General features: G+C 72.9%; 21 protein-coding genes and 1 tRNA gene. 15 read left to right on the forward strand and 7 right to left on the reverse strand.

Going from position 1 to position 19,367, the window contains the following annotated elements; translation table 11 throughout:
- Nucleotides 1-50 precede the first annotated feature (50 nt).
- Nucleotides 51-1,361 (reverse strand): helix-turn-helix domain-containing protein, encoded by a 1,311-nt coding sequence (locus ACWDRR_RS17470; protein WP_449773058.1) that lies wholly within the window; start codon nt 1,359-1,361, stop codon nt 51-53.
- 1,066 nt (nt 1,362-2,427) lie between these two features.
- Between ACWDRR_RS17470 and ACWDRR_RS17475 the strand changes: the two genes are divergently transcribed.
- On the forward strand, nt 2,428-3,021 hold the full coding sequence (locus ACWDRR_RS17475; RefSeq protein WP_449773059.1) for an HhH-GPD-type base excision DNA repair protein: 594 nt from the start codon (nt 2,428-2,430) through the stop codon (nt 3,019-3,021).
- A gap of 130 nt (nt 3,022-3,151) precedes the next feature.
- Nucleotides 3,152-3,421: a DUF2087 domain-containing protein gene (locus tag ACWDRR_RS17480; RefSeq protein ID WP_449773060.1), complete on the forward strand. Its 270-nt coding sequence runs from the start codon at nt 3,152-3,154 to the stop codon at nt 3,419-3,421.
- Nucleotides 3,422-3,442: 21 nt separating this feature from the next.
- Here the strand turns inward: ACWDRR_RS17480 and ACWDRR_RS17485 are convergent, their stop codons facing one another.
- Together ACWDRR_RS17485 and ACWDRR_RS17490 are read right to left on the reverse strand one after the other, a co-directional pair.
- On the reverse strand, nt 3,443-3,655 hold the full coding sequence (locus tag ACWDRR_RS17485) for a KTSC domain-containing protein (RefSeq protein WP_449773061.1): 213 nt from the start codon (nt 3,653-3,655) through the stop codon (nt 3,443-3,445).
- 65 nt (nt 3,656-3,720) lie between these two features.
- Nucleotides 3,721-5,244, reverse strand: coding sequence for an MFS transporter (locus tag ACWDRR_RS17490; protein WP_449773147.1), 1,524 nt, complete (start codon nt 5,242-5,244; stop codon nt 3,721-3,723).
- A 93-nt stretch (nt 5,245-5,337) separates the two neighbouring features.
- Between ACWDRR_RS17490 and ACWDRR_RS17495 the strand changes: the two genes are divergently transcribed.
- Complete coding sequence (locus ACWDRR_RS17495) at nt 5,338-6,324, forward strand: helix-turn-helix transcriptional regulator (protein WP_449773062.1); 987 nt, start codon at nt 5,338-5,340, stop codon at nt 6,322-6,324.
- A gap of 78 nt (nt 6,325-6,402) precedes the next feature.
- Here the strand turns inward: ACWDRR_RS17495 and ACWDRR_RS17500 are convergent, their stop codons facing one another.
- Complete coding sequence (locus ACWDRR_RS17500; RefSeq protein WP_449773063.1) at nt 6,403-6,921, reverse strand: YbhB/YbcL family Raf kinase inhibitor-like protein; 519 nt, start codon at nt 6,919-6,921, stop codon at nt 6,403-6,405.
- A 104-nt stretch (nt 6,922-7,025) separates the two neighbouring features.
- On the opposite strand from ACWDRR_RS17500, the gene ACWDRR_RS17505 reads away from it, so the two are divergent.
- Together ACWDRR_RS17505 and ACWDRR_RS17510 are read left to right on the forward strand one after the other, a co-directional pair.
- Nucleotides 7,026-7,685, forward strand: a complete 660-nt coding sequence (locus tag ACWDRR_RS17505) for a rhomboid family intramembrane serine protease (protein WP_449773064.1) — start codon at nt 7,026-7,028, stop codon at nt 7,683-7,685.
- A gap of 102 nt (nt 7,686-7,787) precedes the next feature.
- A complete protein-coding gene (locus tag ACWDRR_RS17510) occupies nt 7,788-8,954 on the forward strand; it encodes a hypothetical protein (protein WP_449773065.1) in 1,167 nt (388 codons plus the stop codon).
- Nucleotides 8,955-9,005: 51 nt separating this feature from the next.
- On the opposite strand, the gene ACWDRR_RS17515 is transcribed toward ACWDRR_RS17510, so the two are convergent.
- Nucleotides 9,006-10,637, reverse strand: a complete 1,632-nt coding sequence (locus tag ACWDRR_RS17515; protein ID WP_449773066.1) for a helicase HerA-like domain-containing protein — start codon at nt 10,635-10,637, stop codon at nt 9,006-9,008.
- A 148-nt stretch (nt 10,638-10,785) separates the two neighbouring features.
- Here ACWDRR_RS17515 and ACWDRR_RS17520 point away from each other — a divergent pair, with 148 nt between their 5' ends.
- The gene (locus ACWDRR_RS17520; protein WP_030061387.1) at nt 10,786-11,082 is read left to right on the forward strand and encodes a type II toxin-antitoxin system VapB family antitoxin; all 297 of its coding nucleotides are present in this window, start codon (nt 10,786-10,788) and stop codon (nt 11,080-11,082) included.
- 249 nt (nt 11,083-11,331) lie between these two features.
- Nucleotides 11,332-11,982, forward strand: a complete 651-nt coding sequence (locus tag ACWDRR_RS17525) for a LytR C-terminal domain-containing protein (RefSeq protein WP_449773148.1) — start codon at nt 11,332-11,334, stop codon at nt 11,980-11,982.
- 101 nt (nt 11,983-12,083) lie between these two features.
- Here the strand turns inward: ACWDRR_RS17525 and upp are convergent, their stop codons facing one another.
- Complete coding sequence (gene upp / locus ACWDRR_RS17530; protein ID WP_329488640.1) at nt 12,084-12,719, reverse strand: uracil phosphoribosyltransferase; 636 nt, start codon at nt 12,717-12,719, stop codon at nt 12,084-12,086.
- Between the two features lie 184 nt (nt 12,720-12,903).
- On the opposite strand from upp, the gene ACWDRR_RS17535 reads away from it, so the two are divergent.
- The 8 genes from ACWDRR_RS17535 to ACWDRR_RS17570 all read left to right on the forward strand — a co-directional run bounded on the left by ACWDRR_RS17535 (nt 12,904) and on the right by ACWDRR_RS17570 (nt 18,041).
- Complete coding sequence (locus ACWDRR_RS17535) at nt 12,904-13,140, forward strand: hypothetical protein (RefSeq protein ID WP_449773067.1); 237 nt, start codon at nt 12,904-12,906, stop codon at nt 13,138-13,140.
- 232 nt (nt 13,141-13,372) lie between these two features.
- Nucleotides 13,373-13,945 carry a tRNA adenosine deaminase-associated protein gene (locus ACWDRR_RS17540; protein ID WP_449773068.1) on the forward strand — a complete coding sequence of 191 codons (573 nt, stop codon included), beginning with the start codon at nt 13,373-13,375 and terminating at the stop codon, nt 13,943-13,945.
- A gap of 40 nt (nt 13,946-13,985) precedes the next feature.
- Nucleotides 13,986-14,501: a tRNA adenosine(34) deaminase TadA gene (gene tadA, locus ACWDRR_RS17545; protein ID WP_449773069.1), complete on the forward strand. Its 516-nt coding sequence runs from the start codon at nt 13,986-13,988 to the stop codon at nt 14,499-14,501.
- 68 nt (nt 14,502-14,569) lie between these two features.
- Nucleotides 14,570-14,659, forward strand: a tRNA-Ser gene (locus ACWDRR_RS17550).
- Nucleotides 14,660-15,109: 450 nt separating this feature from the next.
- Nucleotides 15,110-15,274: a hypothetical protein gene (locus tag ACWDRR_RS17555; protein ID WP_199926184.1), complete on the forward strand. Its 165-nt coding sequence runs from the start codon at nt 15,110-15,112 to the stop codon at nt 15,272-15,274.
- 81 nt (nt 15,275-15,355) lie between these two features.
- Nucleotides 15,356-15,649 carry a Dabb family protein gene (locus tag ACWDRR_RS17560; protein WP_449773070.1) on the forward strand — a complete coding sequence of 98 codons (294 nt, stop codon included), beginning with the start codon at nt 15,356-15,358 and terminating at the stop codon, nt 15,647-15,649.
- A gap of 267 nt (nt 15,650-15,916) precedes the next feature.
- Complete coding sequence (locus ACWDRR_RS17565; RefSeq protein WP_449773071.1) at nt 15,917-16,912, forward strand: SigB/SigF/SigG family RNA polymerase sigma factor; 996 nt, start codon at nt 15,917-15,919, stop codon at nt 16,910-16,912.
- 190 nt (nt 16,913-17,102) lie between these two features.
- The gene (locus tag ACWDRR_RS17570) at nt 17,103-18,041 is read left to right on the forward strand and encodes an RNA polymerase sigma factor SigF (RefSeq protein WP_449773072.1); all 939 of its coding nucleotides are present in this window, start codon (nt 17,103-17,105) and stop codon (nt 18,039-18,041) included.
- A 145-nt stretch (nt 18,042-18,186) separates the two neighbouring features.
- On the opposite strand, the gene ACWDRR_RS17575 is transcribed toward ACWDRR_RS17570, so the two are convergent.
- Nucleotides 18,187-19,185, reverse strand: a complete 999-nt coding sequence (locus ACWDRR_RS17575; protein ID WP_449773073.1) for a tyrosine-protein phosphatase — start codon at nt 19,183-19,185, stop codon at nt 18,187-18,189.
- Nucleotides 19,186-19,367: the final 182 nt, after the last annotated feature.

The following is a 19,367-nucleotide window of genomic DNA, read 5'->3' on the forward strand; positions in this document are numbered from 1 at the left end:
GGCCGGGGAAAGGCAGGTCAGGAAGCGAGGAGTGGCCGGGCGGGCCGGGCCTACGGGTGGAGCGCCTCGGCGAGCGCGGGCTGGAGGTCGAGCACCGCCCGGTTGGCCCGGAACCGGGCCAGCTCGCGGGCGAGCCGCTCCACGTCGGTGGTGATGGTCGCCGACCGCAGCGCCGGGACGAGCGGCAGCAGTTCGGCCGCCAGCGCGCAGGCGTGCTCGATCTCCCCGGCGGCCGCGTGCGCGAGGGCGCGTCGCAGGCCGTACCGGGCGCGGCTGCGGGTGGCGTGCGCGGGGATCCGCAGGAATTCGCGGTCGAGGACCTCGGCGGCCTGCGCGGGGCGGCCGAGGTCGTGCAGACACCAGCCGGTGACCATGGCGGCGGGGTCGGTGAGGTTGCTCGTCCCGAGCACGGGCGTGCCGGTGCCGTCCTCGGCTGCGGCCCGGGCCAGCAGGTCGCGGGCCCGGTCGAGGCTGCGCAGGCTGGCCGTACGGTCGCCGGCCAGGGCGTGGCCCTGGGCCTCCCGCTGGGCTGCGAGGCCGCGGATCCGGGGCGGCAGCCGGTCCTCCTGGGCCCGGGCGACCAGCCCGACGGTCTGGGCGGCGTCGCCCGCGTAGAGGGTGACCAGGGCTCGCCGGACGAGTGCGTACGAGGCGAGGTCGCGGTCACCGCCGGCCTCGGCGAGTTCGACGGCGCGGGCGGTCCACCAGAGGGCGGCCGGGTTGTCGCCGGCTTCCTGGGCCATCCAGCCGGCGTACTCGGCGTACCGTGCGGCGAGGCCGAGCAGCTTCGGACGGCTCGACGCACCGGCCTGGAGGGCGAGTTCGCGCAGGGTGTGGGTCTGGACGGTGAGCAGTGGCAGCAGGACGCCGGGGTCGGTGGTCTGGCCGAGCGTCCGCATCTGGTCGAACTGCAGGCGGAAGATCTCCACCGGCGCCGTATCCGTGACCGCCTGCGCCTGTGCGTGCGCCTGCTGCGGCATCACGGTGGTGGCGACTCCCACCCCCAGCAGCGATGTCGCGCCGACGGCGAGCAGTCGGCGCCGCCCGAGGCCACCGGGCCAGCGGACGCCGTCGGGGCCGACCCTCAGCAGCCATGCCGTGTCGTCGACCGTGGCGCCGTCCACCCCCGCTCCGCACTCGGGAGTCTCGGACGGCGCCAGTTTCTCCAGCTCGCCGCCGGCGCCGAGTTGGGCGTCGCAGCGGCGGGCCAGGTCGGGCGGTGGTGTCTTGTGACCGCGTTCGATCTTGCTGAGGTGGCCCTTGCTGTAGCTGAGCAACTCGGCCAGCCGGGTGAGCGTCAGTCCGGCGGCGATCCGCCGTCTGCGCAGTTCCGGACCGAACTCGCCGACCGTATCGGACATCTTAGGCATGCGCATGCCAACCCCCTCTCTGGAACCGTCTGCCCGTGGTTCTGCGTCGTGGGCCCGGGACGGTCTCTCCCCCCGCCTCCGCATGAATATTGGCATGCGGACGACTGGGGTGAACCGGGAATGGCGCTGTTTCCCGTTTCCTCTTTGCCCTGTGCCGACGTGATGGCTACTCGACCTGAGAGCCAAGGGAATTAGCGACAAGTCCACTGATATGACAGGACTATCGGCCTCCCCTCTCGCGGCCGCACCACCAGTGCGTGACCCGGTTCCGGCCGCAGGGGAGACCGATCATCGGCACGGCGGCATTCGCCGGCCACCCGGACCGGCAGGACAACGGTCGCTGCGGCCGATCGCCCGGCCCGCCCGCGAAACCCCGTTCGAATGACCTCAGGGAGTCGCTCGACGACGCCCGACCGGACGACACCGAGATCGCTCAGTACGACCGACGGCCGCGAGGATCGCCCGCACGTTGCCGAGGCCTCGGCGCGAGACACCCGGGAACGGGGGGCGCGCCCGTGGACCCGGCATCGGCCATGCGCCGCCCACAGGTCACGCTCCCGGCACCGGACTCCCAGGCGCTGGAGCACCGCCGGGGTCGTCCCTTTTCCGTTCCGGCCACGAAAGGAATCCCAACGATCTGACGTACGAAGCGCTTTGATGTACCGCCACAGGAATGCGCAAGGCGCCGATCGTCGTCGAATACAAGGAGCCCGCGAATTCACTCGATCCGAGCGCCGTTGATCGCATCGACCCCCTGCCCTTCGACGCGGATACGCGTAGCCCGGAAGTCGCCCGGAGGCCGCCCGGATTCGGCTCCACCGGGCCGGGGCCGGTCCGGTGGAGCCGTCCGAATGCCCGGCCCGTCGGACGGCCGCCCGGCCACATCATCGGACACCGGCCGGACCACAGAACAATCCGCCAACGAACTACCCAGGCACGGCAAGGCCGCTCAACTCAACCAATCCACCCCTACGGGCGTGTTGACCCCCTCGCCTCCCCCGCCGTCCACCAGACTGGGCGGCGATCCGAGTCTCCACGATCCGAGGAGGGCCTGCCCATGAACGTCACCGTCCGGCTCGCGCAGCAGCCCGAGGCCGACGAACTGCTCGGGCGCAGCGCGCTCGCCGCGCTCGTCGGGATGCTTCTCGACCAGCAGGTGCCCATGGAGTGGGCGTTCACCGGCCCGCTCACCATCGCGCAGCGTCTGGGCCGGGCCGACCTGGACGCGCACGAGATCGCCGTCCACAACCCCGAGGCGTTCGTCGCCCTGCTCTCCGAGAAGCCGGCCGTGCACCGCTACCCGGCCGCGATGGCCAAGCGGGTGCAGCAGCTCTGCCAGTTCCTGGTGGCGCAGTACGACGGCGACGCGGCGGCGCTCTGGCGCGATGTCGCGACCGGCCGGGAGCTGCTCAGCCGCCTCAACGCCCTTCCCGGGTTCGGGAAGCAGAAGTCGCAGATCTTCCTCGCGCTGCTCGGCAAGCAGTACGGCGTGCAGCCGGCGGGCTGGCGCGAGGCGGCGGGCCTGTACGGCGAGGAGGGGGCGTACCGGTCGGTCGCGGACATCACCGGGCCGGAGTCGCTGGACAAGGTGCGCGCCCACAAGCAGGAGGTGAAGCGGGCCGCCAAGGAGGCCAAGACGGCCAAGGTCTGACCCCGCGCCACTTCTGCCGCCCGGCGCTCACCAGGAGCGCCGGGCGGCCGGGCACCGCGCCCCGCACCCCGCACCCCGCACCCCCGAAAACGGGTTGCCCGCCCACCCGCCCCCGGGCGAGGCTCCACGCATGACCGGTACCGACAGCCCCGCCGTGCGTTCGCTCTTCTCCGCCGACGGCCGCCTGCCCGCCATCCCCCGCAAGGCGGCCCGCCGCGAGCAACTGCTCGCCCACCTCGCCGGCGCCCTCTTCGAGGCGGACCGCTCCTACAGCGAGCGCGAGGTCAACGACACGCTGCGAACGGTGCACGACGACTACCCGGCGCTGCGCCGCTTCCTGGTCGAGGCAGGCCACCTCGTCCGGCCGCAGGACGGCAGCAGCTACCGCCGCGCCGCCTGAGCCGACCGACGACCGGCCCGCTCACCGCACCCGCCGGTACGCGTACCGCCCCCGGATCTCCCGGGCGAAGTACCGCCCGTGGCTCTCCGCCGCCATCAGCTCCCGGTGCACCCGCCCGGGCACCGCGGCGTACTCGTAGACGTGCCCGCCGCTGAACTCCAGCTCCAGCACGCGGTGCGCCGCGTCGTACCCGACCGAGCGCAGCGCCGAGGAGTCCACCGCCAGCCGCTCCATGGTCCTCCCAGTGTGCGCGCGAGGGCCCCGGCCGCGCATCGCGACCGGGGCCCCACCACACACCGTCAGACCAGGACGGGCTCCTGCTCCCGCTCCTCCTGCGCGACCGCGTCGGCCGAGCCGGCGACGACCTCCGCCTTGCGCCTCGGCAGCGCGAACATCAGCAGGAACACCGCCAGCAGCACCCCCACGACCCACCACATCGCGTTGACGAACGCCCCGCCGAACGCCGTCCCGACCGCCTCCGGGGCGACCACGTCGTCCATCGCCCCGAAGAACGCCACCGACACCAGCCCGAGCCCCAGCGCCGTCCCCAGCTGGTTCACCGTGTTGATCAGGCCCGACGCCGAACCGGCGTGCTCGCGCGGCACCTCCGCCAGCACCGCGTCCGTGATCGGCGCGACGATCAGGCCCATCCCGGCGCCCATCACCACCAGCGGCAGCGCCATCTGCCAGGGCGCGATCGCCGTGCCGTACCGGTCGGCCTCCCAGATGTAGGTGAGCGCGCCCGCCGCCATCACCAGCGCGCCCGCCTGGAGCACCTTGCGGCCGAAGCGCGGCACCAGCTGCTGCACCGAGAGACCGGCCGCCACCGAGACCGCGATCGAGAACGGGATGCCCGTCGTACCGGCCTTGAGCGGGCTCCAGCCCAGCCCGATCTGCATGTAGAGCGTCCAGACCAGGAAGAAGATCCCGGTGACCAGGCCGAAGGTCAGCTGCACGCCGATGCCGGCCGCGAAGCTCTTCACCCGGAACAGCGAGAGCTCGACCAGCGGCGAGCCGTCCCGCCGCGTCTTGACCTTCTCGTAGGCGACGAACAGTGCGAACACCGGCAGGCTGCCGACCATCGAGAGGTGTCCCCAGAGCGGCCAGCCGGCCTCCCGCCCGTGGGTGAGCGGGTAGAGCAGCATCAGCAGGCCGGCACTGGCCAGCAGCACGCCCACGAGGTCCAGCTTGAGCGCCTTCTCGGCCCGCGACTCCCCGATGAACGCCCGGCCGAGCAGCAGCCCGGCGATGCCGACCGGCAGGTTGATCAGGAAGATCGGCCGCCAGGCCAGCCCGAAGAGGTCCCACTCCGTCAGCAGCGCACCGATCAGCGGGCCGGAGACGGCGCCCAGGCCGACGACCGCGCCGAACAGGCCGAACACCTTGCCGCGCTCCTCCGCCGGGAAGGTCGCGTGGATGATCGACAGCACCTGCGGCACCATCAGCGCCGCCGTGCCGCCCTGCAGGATCCGCGTCGCGACCAGCATCTCGGCGCCGGTCGCCAGGCCGCAGAGCGCCGAGGCGACGGTGAAGCCGCCGATCCCGATCAGGAACAGCCGCTTCCGGCCGTAGATGTCGCCCAGTCGGCCACCGGTGATCAGCCCGATCGCGAAGGCCAGGGCGTAACCGCCGGTGACCCACTGGATGGCGCTGAACGAGGCGCCGGTGTCCTCCTGGATGCTGGGGATGGCGATGTTCACGATGGTGACGTCCACCAGGTCCATGAACGAGGCCGTCATCACGATCGCCAGCGCGATCCACCGCCGGCGGTCGGACACCACCCCGGCCCCCGCTCGGGATCCCGCCCCGGTATCCGCTGTCATCTGCTTCTCCTCTACCTCGCTCTTCGGCACGTCGACGACGATAGAGGTCATGTAGGTCAGCTCTTGTCCTCCTTGTCCGGCATCCTGGACACCATGACCGACACCCCGGCGAGACTGCTGACCCTGCTGTCCCTGCTGCAGACGCCGCGCGAGTGGCCGGGCAGCGAGCTGGCCGAGCGCCTGCGGGTCAGCCCCCGGACGATCCGCCGCGACATCGACCGGCTGCGCGAGCTCGGCTACCCCGTCCAGGCGACGATGGGCGCGGTCGGCGGCTACCGGCTGGTCGCGGGGACGGCCATGCCGCCGCTGCTGCTGGACGACGAGGAGGCGGTGGCCATCGCGGTCGGGCTCCGGGCGGCCGCCGGACACGCCGTGGTGGGCATCGAGGAGGCCTCGGTCCGCGCCCTCGGCAAGCTGCTCCAGGTCCTGCCGAGCCGGCTGCGGCACCGGGTCGGCGCCCTCAACGCGGCCACCGTGCCGCTGCTGACCGGCGACGGCCCGACCGTCGACCCGGAGGACCTCACCGTGCTCGCCAACGCCGTCACCAACCGGGAGCGGCTGCGGTTCGGCTACCGGGCCGGCGACGGCGCCGAGACCAGCCGCCGGGTGGAGCCCAACCGCCTGGTCTCGGCCGGGCGCCGCTGGTACCTGGTGGGGTACGACCTCGACCGCGACGACTGGCGGCTCTTCCGGGTGGACCGGATCAGCGAGCCGTTCGCCACCGGCGCCCGGATCACCCCCCGCGAACTCCCCGCCGAGGACGCGGCCGCGTACGTGGCGAGCAAGCTCCACCGGCTCGCGCCGACGTACACCCTGCTCGCCACCCTGCACATGCCCGCCACCGACATCCCGTACTGGCTGCAGCGCGACTCCGAGATCGAGCCGGTCGACGCGCACAGCTGCCGCCTCCGCTCCCGCGCCGAATCGCTGGAGTGGCTGGCCATGCGCCTGGTGATGCTCGGCTGCGAGTTCGAGGTGCACGAGCCCCCGCAGATGCACGCCCACCTGCGCGAACTGGCCGCCCGCGCCGGCCGGGCGGCGGACAGCGCGGGTCAGGCCTCCCCCCGAGCCGAACGCTGATTCAGCCCCGGCTCGGCCCCCGAACCGGACGCCGCAGCAGGCCCCGACCCGGCCCCCGGCCCGGACCCCGGCTAGGCCTCAGACGCCGAACTCGGCGGTCAGCACCGCGCGGCCCAGCGTGTGGAAGGTGATGTGGAAGCCGATCTGGGCCGCCGGCGTCTGCGCGGTGACGTCCAGCGCGTCCACGTCCAGCGCGTGCACGGCGAAGGCGTAGCGGTGCGGGGCGCCGGGCGGCGGGGCGGCGCCGTCGTACTTGTTGCCGGGGAAGTCGTTGCGGCCGTGGAACGAGGCCGCACCGGGCAGGTCGTCGTCCGACGAACCGGCGCCGCGCACCAGGCCGGTGGTGTCACCGGGCAGGTTGAGGGCGAGCCAGTGCCACCAGCCGGAGCCGGTCGGGGCGTCCGGGTCGTAGCAGGTGACGGCGATGGACCGGGTGCCCTCCGGCAGGCCGGACCAGGACAGCTGCGGCGACAGGTTGCCGCCCGCGTGGATGAACTCCTCGGCCAGCTTGCCGCCTTCGGCGATGTCCTCACTGGTCAGCTCGAAGGACGGCACCTGCGGCAGGAACTCGTAGGGCAGCGGCGGACGAACGCTCATGAAACGGTCACCTCTCGACAACCAGGACAGCCCGGACCAGGCTGAATGACGCGATTCACTGTAGTGGGGTGCCGTCGCGCACGGGCCCGATCTACAGTCGGGTCATGACCCCCAAGCTCGCCCGCCTGCTGGCCGACTCCCGCCGCGCCCTCCTCACCGTGCTCGGCATGCTCGCCGTCATCTGGGCGGTGCAGGTGGTCAACTGGATGGACGACTACGGCCTCTCCTACGACTTCGGGCTGATGCCGCGCCGGCTCGACGAGCTGCCGGACATGTTCACCATGCCGCTGCTGCACTTCGGTTGGGGGCACATCGAGGCCAACTCCTGGCCGCTGTTCGTGTTCGGCTTCCTCTCCGCCTACCGGGGCATGAGGAAGTTCCTCGGGGCGACCTTGATGATCGTCGTCCTCAGCGGCCTCACGGTCTGGCTGTTCGAGCGCCCCGAGGTGGTCACGGCCGGCGCCAGCGGCCTGGTCTACGGCTACTTCGGCTACCTGGTGCTGCGCGGGGTGCTCGACCGCAACCTGCTGGACGCGGTGATCGGCGTCGTCGTCGCGGCCGTGTACTCCTACCTGCTGATCGGCGTCCTGCCCGTCGCCCAGGGGGTCAGCTGGCTTGGCCACCTCGGCGGCCTGCTCGGCGGGCTCGCCGCCGCCTGGCTGCTCCGCAACCGCGGTCCGAAGGCCGCCGCGGCCCCGGCCCCCGAGCCCGCCGCCGGCTCCCGGGCCGCGCTGCTCAAGGAGCTGGACGACCTCGGTCTCTGACCGAGGGCGCGGCGGTGTCCGCCCGTTACGGCCAGGTATAGACCAATCCCGGGCCTCCGGCTAGCGTGGGAGAACACCTGCCCCCTGCTCCGGAGCCGCACCGTGGAGTCGTCCGTCCTCGCCTTCGCCACCGACCTGCTGGACGAGGGCCCCGACACCTTCTTCGGCAACCTCGCCGACCGGGCCGGGGTCGGCGGCGTGACCCTCGCCTCGGTCTACCACGAGGCCCGGGACGTCTTCCCGCACAACCCGCACCGGGTGATCCGCTACCTGGAGCCCGGCGCCGCCTACTTCCGCCCCGACCCGGCGCGCTGGGCCGGCCGCCGCCTGCGCCCCACCCCCTCCACCGCGATCGGCGACCGCGACCCCTTCGCCGAGGCCGCCGCCGAGGCGCGGCGCCGCGGGCTGAAGCTGCACGCCTGGACGGTGTTCTGCCACAACGACCGGCTCGGCTTCGAACACCCCGACTGCGCGCCCGCCAACGCCTTCGGCGACCGCCACCTCACCGAGCTCTGCCCGGCCGCCCCGGAGGTCCGCGAGTACGCGGTGACGCTGGTCGCCGAGCTGGCCCGGTACGGCGTGGACGCGATCCGGGCCGAGTCGCTGCACTTCCACGGGCTGCGCCACGGCTACCACCACGAGCGCTACTTCGAGGAGCTGGGCCCGGTCGCCGAGGCACTGCTCGGGATCTGCTTCTGCGAGCACTGCCGCGCCGCCGCCGTCCGTGCGGGCGTCCCGGCGGACGAGGTGGCGGCGACCGTCCGCACCGAACTGCGCCACCGGCTGGCCGACGACACGGCCGCCGCCGAGCCCGCCGCCCTGGACCAGCTGGCCGACGGCACCGTCGCGGCCTACGTCGACGCCTCCGCCGCCACGGTGACCTCGCTCGCCGCCGAGGTGGCCGAGGAGGCCCGGCGCCACGGCATGCGGCTGAGCTTCATGGACGGCGGCGGCCCGGGCCGGGGCTGGCTCGCCGGCATCGACCTGCCCGCGCTCGCCGCGGCGGCCGACCAGATCGAGACGCTCGGCTACGCGCGGACCCCGGAGGCCGTCCGGGAGAAGATCGCCGCCTTCGCCCTGCACGGGGTCCGCCCGCAGGACATGGCGGTGATCCTGCGGCCGATGGCCTCGGACTGCGACGGCCCGGCGAACCTCGCCGCGAAGATCGCCATGCTCCGGGAGCTGGGCGTGCCGGAGGTCGAGTTCTACAACTACGGCCTGATGCGGCTCTCCTCGCTGGACCGGATCGGCGCCGCGCTGGCCGGCTAGGCGGCCGGCCCGGGCCCGGGCCCGCCCCGCGCGCCGGCCCGCCAGCCCGCCTCAGCGCCGCCGTCGGGACGTCCCGAACAGGCTGCGCGAGATCTCCCGCCCGAGCTGCGACCCGGCCGAGCGGGCGAAGGACTTCAGCGTCGGGTTGCTCAGCAGCATCCCGAGCACCCCGTCGTCCTTCCCGGCACGCGACTCCCGCGAACCCTGCGGCTCCCGAGGCTCCCGCGAACCCTGCGGCTCCCGCGACTCCCGCGAACCCCGCGGCTCCTCGCCCGGCACCGGCGCCGGCTCCGGCCGCGCCGCCCGGGCGGCCAGCTTCTCGTAGGCCGACTCCCGGTCGATCGCGTCCCGGTAGCGGGCCGCCACGGCCGACGCGTCCACCGCCGCCCGCAGCACGGCCGGCTCGACCGGGCCCATCAGCGACTGCGGCGCCCGCAGCCTGGTCGCCGCCACCGGCGTCGGCGCCCCCTTCTCGGAGAGCACCGTGACCACGGCCTCACCGGTGCCGAGCGAGGTCAGCACCTCGCTCAGGTCGTACGAGGACCGGGGGAAGGTGGAGACGGTCGCCTTGAGCGCCTTGGCGTCGTCCGGGGTGAAGGCCCGCAGCGCGTGCTGCACCCGGTTGCCCAGCTGGGCGAGCACATCGGCCGGCACGTCCTTCGGCGTCTGGGTGACGAAGAAGATCCCGACGCCCTTGGAGCGGATCAGCCGGACGGTCTGGGTGATCGCCTCCAGGAAGGCCTTGGAGGCGCCCTTGAAGAGCAGGTGCGCCTCGTCGAAGAAGAACACCAGCTTGGGCTTGTCGAGGTCCCCCACCTCGGGCAGCTCCTGGTAGAGGTCGGCCAGCAGCCACATCAGGAAGGTGGAGAAGAGCCGCGGGCGGTCCTGCACGGCGGGCAGCTCCAGCGCCGAGACGGTCCCGCGGCCGTCCGGCGCCGTCCGCAGCAGCTCGGCGGTGTCGAACTCCGGCTCCCCGAAGAACGCCCCGGCGCCCTCGTTCTCCAGCATGGTGAGCGAGCGCAGGATCACTCCCGCGGTGGCCGCCGAGATCCCGCCGATGCCCTTCAGCTCCTCCTTGCCCTCGGGCGAGGTGAGGAAGGTGATGACGGCGGTGAGGTCCTTGAGGTCGTACAGCTCCAGGCCGTTGCGGTCGGCGTAGTGGAAGACCAGGCCGAGCGAGGACTCCTGGGTCTCGTTCAGGTCGAGCACCTTGGCGAGCAGCAGCGGGCCGAAGCTGGTGACGGTGGCTCGGACCGGGATGCCCGTGCCCAGGCCGCCCAGCGCGTAGAACTCGGTCGGGCAGCCCTGCGCCGACCAGTTCTGGCCGACCTCGGCGGCCCGGGCGGCGGTCCGCTCGCTCGGCGTGCCGGGCGCCGAGATCCCCGAGACGTCGCCCTTGACGTCCGCCAGGAACACCGGCACGCCTTGGGCGGAGAGCTGTTCGGCGATCAGCTGGAGGGTCTTGGTCTTGCCGGTGCCGGTGGCACCCGCGACCAGCCCGTGCCGGTTGAGCACCCCGAGCGGGATGCGCACCTGGGCGTCGCGGTGGGCGGTGCCGTCCAGCAGCACCGCACCGAGGTCGAGGGCGGGCCCGGTGAAGGCGTACCCCGCGGCGATCTCCCGCACCGCGGGCGGGAGGAGTTCGGTGCCGGAGGCGGTGGACGGCGGCTCGGCGGTGGACATCGGTGCACACTCCAGGGCAGAGCTGAGGGGCGACGTTCGCGACATTTCCCATGAAACAGCCGCAATCGTCCGCCCGCAGCTCGCGCCGGTGCGCGTGGCGGCGCCGCGGCTGCTGCGCCATCCGCCGCCCAAACGGTAGGCTTTCCGTGTGATCTTCAAGCGCATCGGCAATGGGCGGCCGTACCCGGATCACGGCCGGACCAGCACCCGCCAGTGGGCGGACGTCGCCCCGCGTCCGGTGCGGCTGGACCAGCTGGTGACCACCAAGGGCCAACTCGATCTGGAGACCCTCCTCGCGGAGGACTCCACCTTCTACGGCGATCTCTTCGCCCACGTCGTGAAGTGGCACGGCGACCTCTACCTGGAGGACGGGCTGCACCGCGCCGTACGCGCCGCGCTCCAGCAGCGCCAGGTGCTGCACGCCCGCGTCCTCGAAATGGAGTGACGGGCCCCTCCCGCACCCCGCGATCCGCGTGGACACCGCCCTCCGGCCACCTCCGGAGGGCGGTCCGCGCATTCGCCGGTACCCCCGTTCGGGTGCCGGCGTACTCCAGATGATGATCATTTAGTACCTTCGCAGCCGTACGGCACTAATCTGCTGACTACGGCCGCAGTCCGTGGCGAATGCCGCCCACCCAGGCCGAATCCGTCACCCGATCCCCGCCCTGGCACGAGGGGGAGACAAACCGTGAGCATGTTGACTCCCCAAGGCCTGAAGGGGAAGCAGTACCGCGTCACCGGCAACGCCTATCCACGGCTGGGCCGGCCACCGAAGAAGAGCCGCAAGGTCATGGCCCTGCTCGGCTCGCTGCTCGCGCTGGCGCTCATCGCGCTCGGCGGCGTCCAGCTCTACGACATCTTCACCGGCAAGGGCAAGAACGCCTCCGCCCAGGCCTGCGCGACGCCCTCCGGCAAACCGCTGGCCGCTCCCACCCCCACCCCGGACGCCCCCGCCGGCGACCCGCACGCCATCCCGCAGCCGGCCGGCTTCAAGCTGAACGTCTTCAACGCCACCACCAAGTCCGGCCTGGCCGGGCGGACCGCCGACGAGTTCACCAAGCGCGGCTTCACCGTGGACAAGAAGGGCAACGCCCCGGCCGAGCTGGACAAGAAGGTGCCCGGCACCGCCGTGGTGATCGCCGGCCCGGCCGGTGCCGGCGCCGCCACGCTGATCAGCTCGCAGATCGCCGGGGCCACCGTCACCGTGGACGCCCGCACCGACAACACCGTGGACGTCGTCGTCGGCGACAGCTACAACACCCTGCTGGACGAGACCCAGGCCGCCGCCGCGCTGGCCCTGGCCACCAAGCCCTCCCCGACCCCGAGCACCAACGGCAGCTGCTGAGCCGGCCCCGCGGAACGGAGGAGAGCCCCCCGGCACCATGCCGGGGGGCTCTCCTCGTACGGTCGGACGTCCTGCGCCCGGGGGCTCGTGGGCCCGCGGGCTCAGCCCGCGGTGCCGTACAGGCGGTCGCCCGCGTCGCCGAGGCCGGGGACGATGTAGCCGTTCTCGTTCAGCCGCTCGTCGACGGCGGCGGTCACGACGGTGACCGGCAGCCCGGCCAGCTCCTTCTCCATCACCGCGACGCCCTCCGGCGCGGCCAGCAGCACCACGGCGGTGACGTCGGTGGCGCCCCGCTCGATCAGCATCCGGATCGCCGCGACCAGCGTGCCGCCGGTGGCCAGCATCGGGTCGAGCACGTAGACCTGGCGGCCGGAGAGGTCGTCCGGCATCCGGGTGGCGTAGGTGGAGGCCTCCAGGGTCTCCTCGTTGCGCACCATGCCGAGGAAGCCCACCTCGGCGGTCGGCAGCAGCCGGGTCATCCCGTCGAGCATGCCCAGGCCGGCCCGCAGGATCGGGACGACCAGCGGGCGGGGGTAGCTCAGCCGGGTGCCGGTGGTGACCGCCACGGGGGTGGTGATCTCCACCTCCTCGGTGCGGACGTCCCGCGTCGCCTCGTACGCGAGAAGGGTCACCAGCTCGTCGGTCAGGCGACGGAAGGTCGGCGAGTCGGTGCGCTCGTCGCGCAGGGTGGAGAGCTTGTGGGCGACCAGGGGGTGGTCGACGACGTGGATCCGCATGCATCGAGGTTAGCCCGGCCCCGGACGCCCGGACGCCACCCCGCGGCCCGCCCGGCCGACTCCGCACCCCCGCGCGGGGCCGTCCGGGGTCACTCGGACGTGACACGCCGTGACGCACCGCGAATGTCCGGGCGGAACGTCCTCCTGTGGTATCAATCCGGCCGATCTGGGAAAGTCAGGTCCTATGACGAGCAACCCGAAGAACGGGGACGGCTCGGCGGGCGGGCCCACGGGCTCGTCGGGCGGGCACTCGGACCTGCCCCCGGACCATCCGGAGACCGAGGCGGAGCGCCGCAAGCGGCGGACGGTGTTCCTCCGCGAACTCGCCGAGGCGCGCGAACTGCGGGAGCGGGTCCAGCCCAGGCGCACCAAGGAACGGCGGATGCGCGAAGCGATGCGGATGCGAACCTTCCGGATCTGACGGGCCCACCGCACCCGTCCGAGCGGTAGGCGGCGCGCACCCGGCGCACTCGGCGCCCGTTCACCGTCCCCGGGCCAACCCTTCCGACACGACCTGCAAAGACGCGCTGCCGAACACTCCCCGCAAAGCCGGGCTTTCTGTCACGATTCCGATGGGACGGTCCGAACAGCGGGCCGCCTCTGGCGCGGGGGCGGCCAGATTTAGCGTTGCCCGGAGCGCCGAGCCGAGACCGATGATCTTGGGAGTGTCCCTGGTGGCGTACTTCGCTGCAGTGCTTGCTCGCACCGAGGACGGGTGGGATGTGAGCGAGACGGAACTCGACGACGTCGAAACCCTGGCGGACCTGGCCGATCTGGCCCGCGAAGCCGCCCAGGACGACGACAGCGTCCTGGTCTTCATCGAACAGGAGGACGTCTGGTTCGCCATCGTCCGGGTGGACGGTGAGGAGGATCCGCGGATCTTCGTGTCGGACGGCGCCGCCGCCGCCCGCTCCAGCTACGGCTCCGTCCTCACCGACGAGCTGGTCGACCAGGCCGGCGAGAGCGAGTTCGGCGACCTCGACAACCTGGTCGCCGAGCTGGAGGACGAGGCGGAGGCGGCGGAGCAGGACGACGAGGAAGCGGACGCGGACTCCCGCGGCGGCGTCCCGGTCGGCCCGCTCGGCGACGCGCACCTGCTCACCGAGTTCGGCCTCCCCTCCGAGGAACTGCTCGCCCTCAGCGGCGAGGGTGCCGTCCCGGGCGACGCCCTGGAGGAGATCGCCGAGGCCCTCGGCTGCGGCGAGGTCCTGGAGGCCGTCCGGTAGCGGGCCGATGCCCGTCGACGGATGCCGGACACTGGATGCCATGCAGTCCGCGTCCGCCCGCCAGATAGCCCCGCTCCCCGCCCCCGTCCGCCCCGACCCGGTCCGCGACCGCTGGGCGGCGCCGATGCGCCTCGCCATCGCCGAGGCCGACCTGGCGCCGGCCACCGGGGACGTCCCGGTCGGGGCGCTCGTCCTGGGCCCGGACGGCGAGGTGATCGGACGCGGCCACAACGCGCGCGAGGCGGTCGGCGACCCGACCGCGCACGCCGAGGTGATCGCCGTCCGCGAGGCCGCCGCCGCACTCGGGCAGTGGCGGCTCGGCGGCTGCACCCTCGTCGTCACCCTGGAGCCCTGCACGATGTGCGCGGGCGCCATCGTGCTGTCCCGGATCGACCGGGTGGTCTACGGCGCCCTCGACGAGAAGGCCGGCGCCGCCGGCTCGCTCTTCGACGTGATGCGCGACCGCCGGCTCAACCACCGCCCCGAGGTGATCCCGGGCGTCCTCGCCGACGAATGCGGCGAGCAGCTCCGCGCCTTCTTCGAGACCCACCGCTGAACCCGGCCGCCGGCCCCTCGCGGATACGGATTTCGTGACCGCGCCACCCGTCCGGTAGAGTTCCCCTCGGTAGCGTGTCCGAGCGGCCAAAGGAGCACGCCTCGAAAGCGTGTGTGGGGGCAACTTCACCGTGGGTTCGAATCCCACCGCTACCGCCAGCAACACGAGGGCCCCGACCGGAGACGGTCGGGGCCCTCGTCGTTCCCGCACGCCCCCGGACGCGGAAAAGCTCCGCACTCGGGGCCGATGACCACCAACGCCCGGCGAGTACGGAGCCTGGAGGGGGAGCGGCTCGGGGGACCAACCGCTCCCCCGGCGGAGTCCCACAACCGGGGCCGCGTCGGGGGGAAGTCGCGGCGCCCGGTCCCACAGCGGGGAGCTCCGGATCCACGTGCCGGGGATTCCTGCCAGACCCTCGGCACATCACCCATCCTGCTCGACGGCCTTCTCCGGGGCACCCGGAGAAAGGCCCCACTCGCGGGGACCTTCGTCCCGCCGGGTGAACGCGTCGCACACTTGATGGGCCGTCCGGTGGATAAGCTGCCCACTGCAGAGGGTCGCTCGGGGACCGAATGGCGGCGGCCCACGGCAGGGAGGAAGGTCACCGGATGGCGCAGGCGAAGAAGATCGGCATGGTCCTCCTGCTCATCTTCGTGCTCTACACGATCATCACCTCGCCCGCCCGCGCGGCCGAGCTCGTCCAACTGGGGTTCGAGGGGATCTCGAACGCCGCCAAGGCCGTCGGCACCTTCATGACCGGACTGGTGAAGTAGACCGGGGGGCGGTCGTCCGGCCCCGGCGGCACCGGCTACGGTGTGCGGGACCCTCAACCCCCGTCCGCGAGGAGCGGCATCGTGATCCGGCACCTGGTCCTGTTCAAGCTCAACGACGGCGTCAGCAAGGACGACGAGCGCGCGCTCGCCGGCGCCGAGGCCTTCGAGGCGCTCGGCCCGGTCATCCCCGAGCTGCGCGAGTGGGAGTGCGGCTGGAACACCACCGAGCGCGACATCGCCCACGACTACGCGATCAACAGCCTGGTCGAGGACCGTGACGCGCTCCAGGCCTACCTCACCCACCCGGCCCACCAGGCCGCGGCCGGCCAGTGGCGCGAGTTCGCCACCTGGGTGATCGCCGACATCGAGGTCTGACCCCGGGCCGTCCCCCGGACGGCCCCAGGCGCCCCGCCCGGGTCCCGGGCGGGGCGCCTTGTGCTGTCCGGAAACGGCTCCCGGCTGCGCCGCCGGGAGAGCCGGTGAAGCAACGGCACAGCACCAACACACCTCCCCTCGGTACTTGCCCGACCTGCGCCCGCCTTGTGATGCTATGACCGGTTTTGCCGGACATGGCGAGGTGGTGAGACGAGACCCGACACCCGATCCGCAAGTCCCACCGTTGTCGACTTTGGGAGGGGTGACGTGTCCGTGCGGACACCAGGGAGTGCGCCGGACACCGGTACCGGTCCGGCCGGGCAGACCACCACAGAGGCCAGCGCCCAGGCCACCGCGCCAACCACCGCCCAGGCCCCGGCGCAGGCCACCCCGCCGGACGCCGGACGCCCGGCGCCCCCGCCCGGGGACGAGGTGCTGGCCACCGTCATCGGCCCGGCCGGCGAACTGCGGCCGGACGGCCTGCGCGGCCCCGGCGGCCGCCCGGTGGTGGACGTCCGGACGCTCACCCGGGTGCTGTTCGAGCGACTCGCCGAGCTGCCCCCGGAGGCCCCCGAGCGGGAGCGGGTCCGGGCCGCGCTGATCGAGGTCAACATCCCGCTGGTCCGCTACGCGGCCACCCGCTTCCGCAGCCGCAGCGAGCCGATGGAGGACGTCGTCCAGGTCGGCACGATCGGCCTGATCAACGCGATCGACCGCTTCGACCCGAACCGCGGCGTGCAGTTCCCGACCTACGCACTGCCGACCATCCTCGGCGAGATCAAGCGCTACTTCCGCGACAACGTCCGCACCATGCACGTCCCGCGCCGGCTCCAGGAACTCTGGGTCCAGGTCAGCGGCGCGATGGAGGAGCTGACGGTGGTGCACGGACGGGCCCCCAAGGTGCCCGAGATCGCCGCCAGCCTGCGCATCCCGGAGGAGGACGTCCGGGCCTGCCTGGACGCCGGCCGGGCGTACAACGCGGCTTCCCTGGAGGCGGCCCAGGAGCACGAGGGCGGGCTCGCCCTGCTGGACCGGCTCGGCTACGAGGACTCGGCGCTGGCCGAGGTCGAGCACCGGGACATGGTCCGCCACCTGCTCGTCCAGCTGCCGGAGCGGGAGCGGCGGATCGTCATGCTGCGGTTCTTCGCCAACCTGACGCAGTCGCAGATCAGCACCGAGCTGGGAATGTCGCAGATGCACGTCTCGCGCCTGCTCTCCCGGATCCTGACCAGGCTTCGGACGGGCAATTCCTGGGAAGACTGACCGTCACAATCCCGGACAGAACATCGTGAACCGGCGGGCCCGGCCGGGATTGCTGCGCGTTACCGCCACGTGACGTCTTGCGACCTTCGGGTTTGCCGGGGACTGTGTTCCGGTATGCAGGGGGAGGGCGTCCTCGGGAACCACCGCGCGACGGAATCCGTTCAACTGTCAGTCACAAGGGGGTGGGTGCATGTCCGGAGACCTGGGCACTGCGGAGATCCACGCTGGTCAGACCCATGGCACCGCGGTCGCCGTCGACCGGATCCCGCTCCAGCGGGGCCCGGACGCACCGTCCGTCGCCGAGCTCGACCCCGCGGCCGCCGCGGAGGCGGTCGCCCCGCCCGCACCGCAGGCGCCGCCGGGCCCCGGGCTGGACACCCGGACGCTCTCGCGCTCGCTCTTCCTGCGGCTCGCCGCACTGGAGGCCGGCAGCGAGGAGCACACCTACGTCCGTGACACCCTGATCGAGCTCAACCTGCCGCTGGTCCGGTACGCCTCCGCGCGGTTCCGCAGCCGCAACGAGCCGATGGAGGACATCGTCCAGGTCGGCACGATCGGCCTGATCAAGGCGATCGACCGCTTCGACCCGGAGCGCGGGGTGGAGTTCCCCACCTTCGCGATGCCGACCGTGGTCGGCGAGATCAAGCGATTCTTCCGGGACACCAGCTGGTCGGTCCGGGTGCCCCGGCGGCTCCAGGAGCTGCGGCTGGCGCTCACCAAGGCCGGCGACGACCTCGCCCAGAAGCTGGACCGCTCCCCCACCGTCGCCGAGCTGGCCGCCTGCCTCGGCGTCAGCGAGGAGGACGTGGTCGAGGGCCTCGCGGTGGGCAACGCCTACACCGCCAGCTCCCTGGACTCCAGCCCCGGCGAGGAGGACGGCGACGGCCCGCTGGCCGAGCGGCTCGGCTACGAGGACCTCGCCCTGGAGGGCGTGGAGTACCGCGAGTCGCTGAAGCCGCTGCTGGCCAAGCTGCCGCCGCGCGAGCGCCGGATCATCATGCTGCGGTTCTTCGGCAACCTGACCCAGTCGCAGATCGGCGAGGAGATCGGCATCTCCCAGATGCACGTCTCCCGGCTGCTGACCAAGACCCTCACGCAGCTCCGCGAGGGCCTGATCAGCGAGGGGTGAGCCGGGGCCCGTCGGCCCGGGGCCGGTCCGGGCAGTCCCGGGCCCGGCCGGACGGGCCGGCGTCCGGTCGGGCGGGCGGGTCGGCATCCGGTCGGGTCCGGGTGGATCGAGCCCGACCGGATCGGGTCGATCCGGCCCGGGCGGGTCAGGGCGCCAGCAGGTTGGCCCGCAGGCCCGCCAGCACGGCGTCGTCCAGCCCCAGGCCGTCCTGCCAGAACGACTCGAAGTCGGCCCAGCCGGCCGCGACCTCCTCGAAGGCCGCCTCCAGGTAACCGCGCTCCGCCCGGAACACCGGGAGCAGCAGCTCCGGCTCCTGCATCAGACCGCGGGTGCCGAAGCTGTCCACGATGTTCTCGACGATCTCGGCCGAGCGCTCGTTGGTGAGCAGGTAGTCGGCGAAGACCGTCTCGCGGTCCACCCCGAGGGCGGTGAGCAGCAGGGCCGCCGTCCACCCGGTGCGGTCCTTGCCGGCCGAACAGTGGAACAGCAGCGGCGCGCCGTCCGGCGCGGCCAGCAGGCGCAGCACGGTGGCGAACCGCTCGCGGGCCACCCGGTCGGTCACGAACCACCGGTAGAGGCCGGTCATCATCGCGGCGGCCCGGCCTTCGCCGAGCAGGGCGCGCTGCTTCTCCGGGCTGCGGTCGGCCAGGGCGTCGCGCAGCGCGACGTAGATGTCGAAGTCGGCGGCGAAGACCGGCAGGTGGTGCAGGGTCACGCCGTCCGGGGTGGTGCGCTCGACGGTGATCGGCGCGGCGGACAGCTCGGCGGCCGCGATCGCGGCGACCGGCAGGCCGCGGACGCGGTCGGGGCCGGCCTCGCGGACCTCGTCGAGGCTGCGCAGGTCGACCACCTGGCGCAGGCCGAGCGCGCCCAGCAGGTCGAGGTCCTGGTCGGTGAGGCGGTTGAGGCCGTCGCTGCGCAGCGCGACGCCGTGCCGCAGCACCTGCCCGCCGGCCGTCCGGTAGCCACCGAGATCGCGGGCGTTGACGGCGCCGCCCAGGCCGAGGCTCCGAGCCTGCTGGAGGGCCCCCGAAGCGGCCTCCGGGGCCCCTTCCCGCACGCTGTCCCGGACGACATCCGCCGACGTCCGCGCGGCTTTCCGGGGGGCCTCGATTGCGGCGGTCTCGGTCTGCTGCTCGGTCACGCGGTGGCCTCCATTGGATATTCGGACTGTGCCATGGCACAACCCGACGCGATATTGCATGAACCTGCCCGACGGAACGGGGGGATGTGCAAGAGTGTCATGCGCAACGCCGCCAGTGTAGGGCGCGGCATACCTGCCACGGCCGCACGGTCGGTGACCAGCGGTAACGCTCAGGTGCGGTT

The sequence above is a fragment of the Kitasatospora sp. NPDC003701 genome (assembly GCF_053587085.1).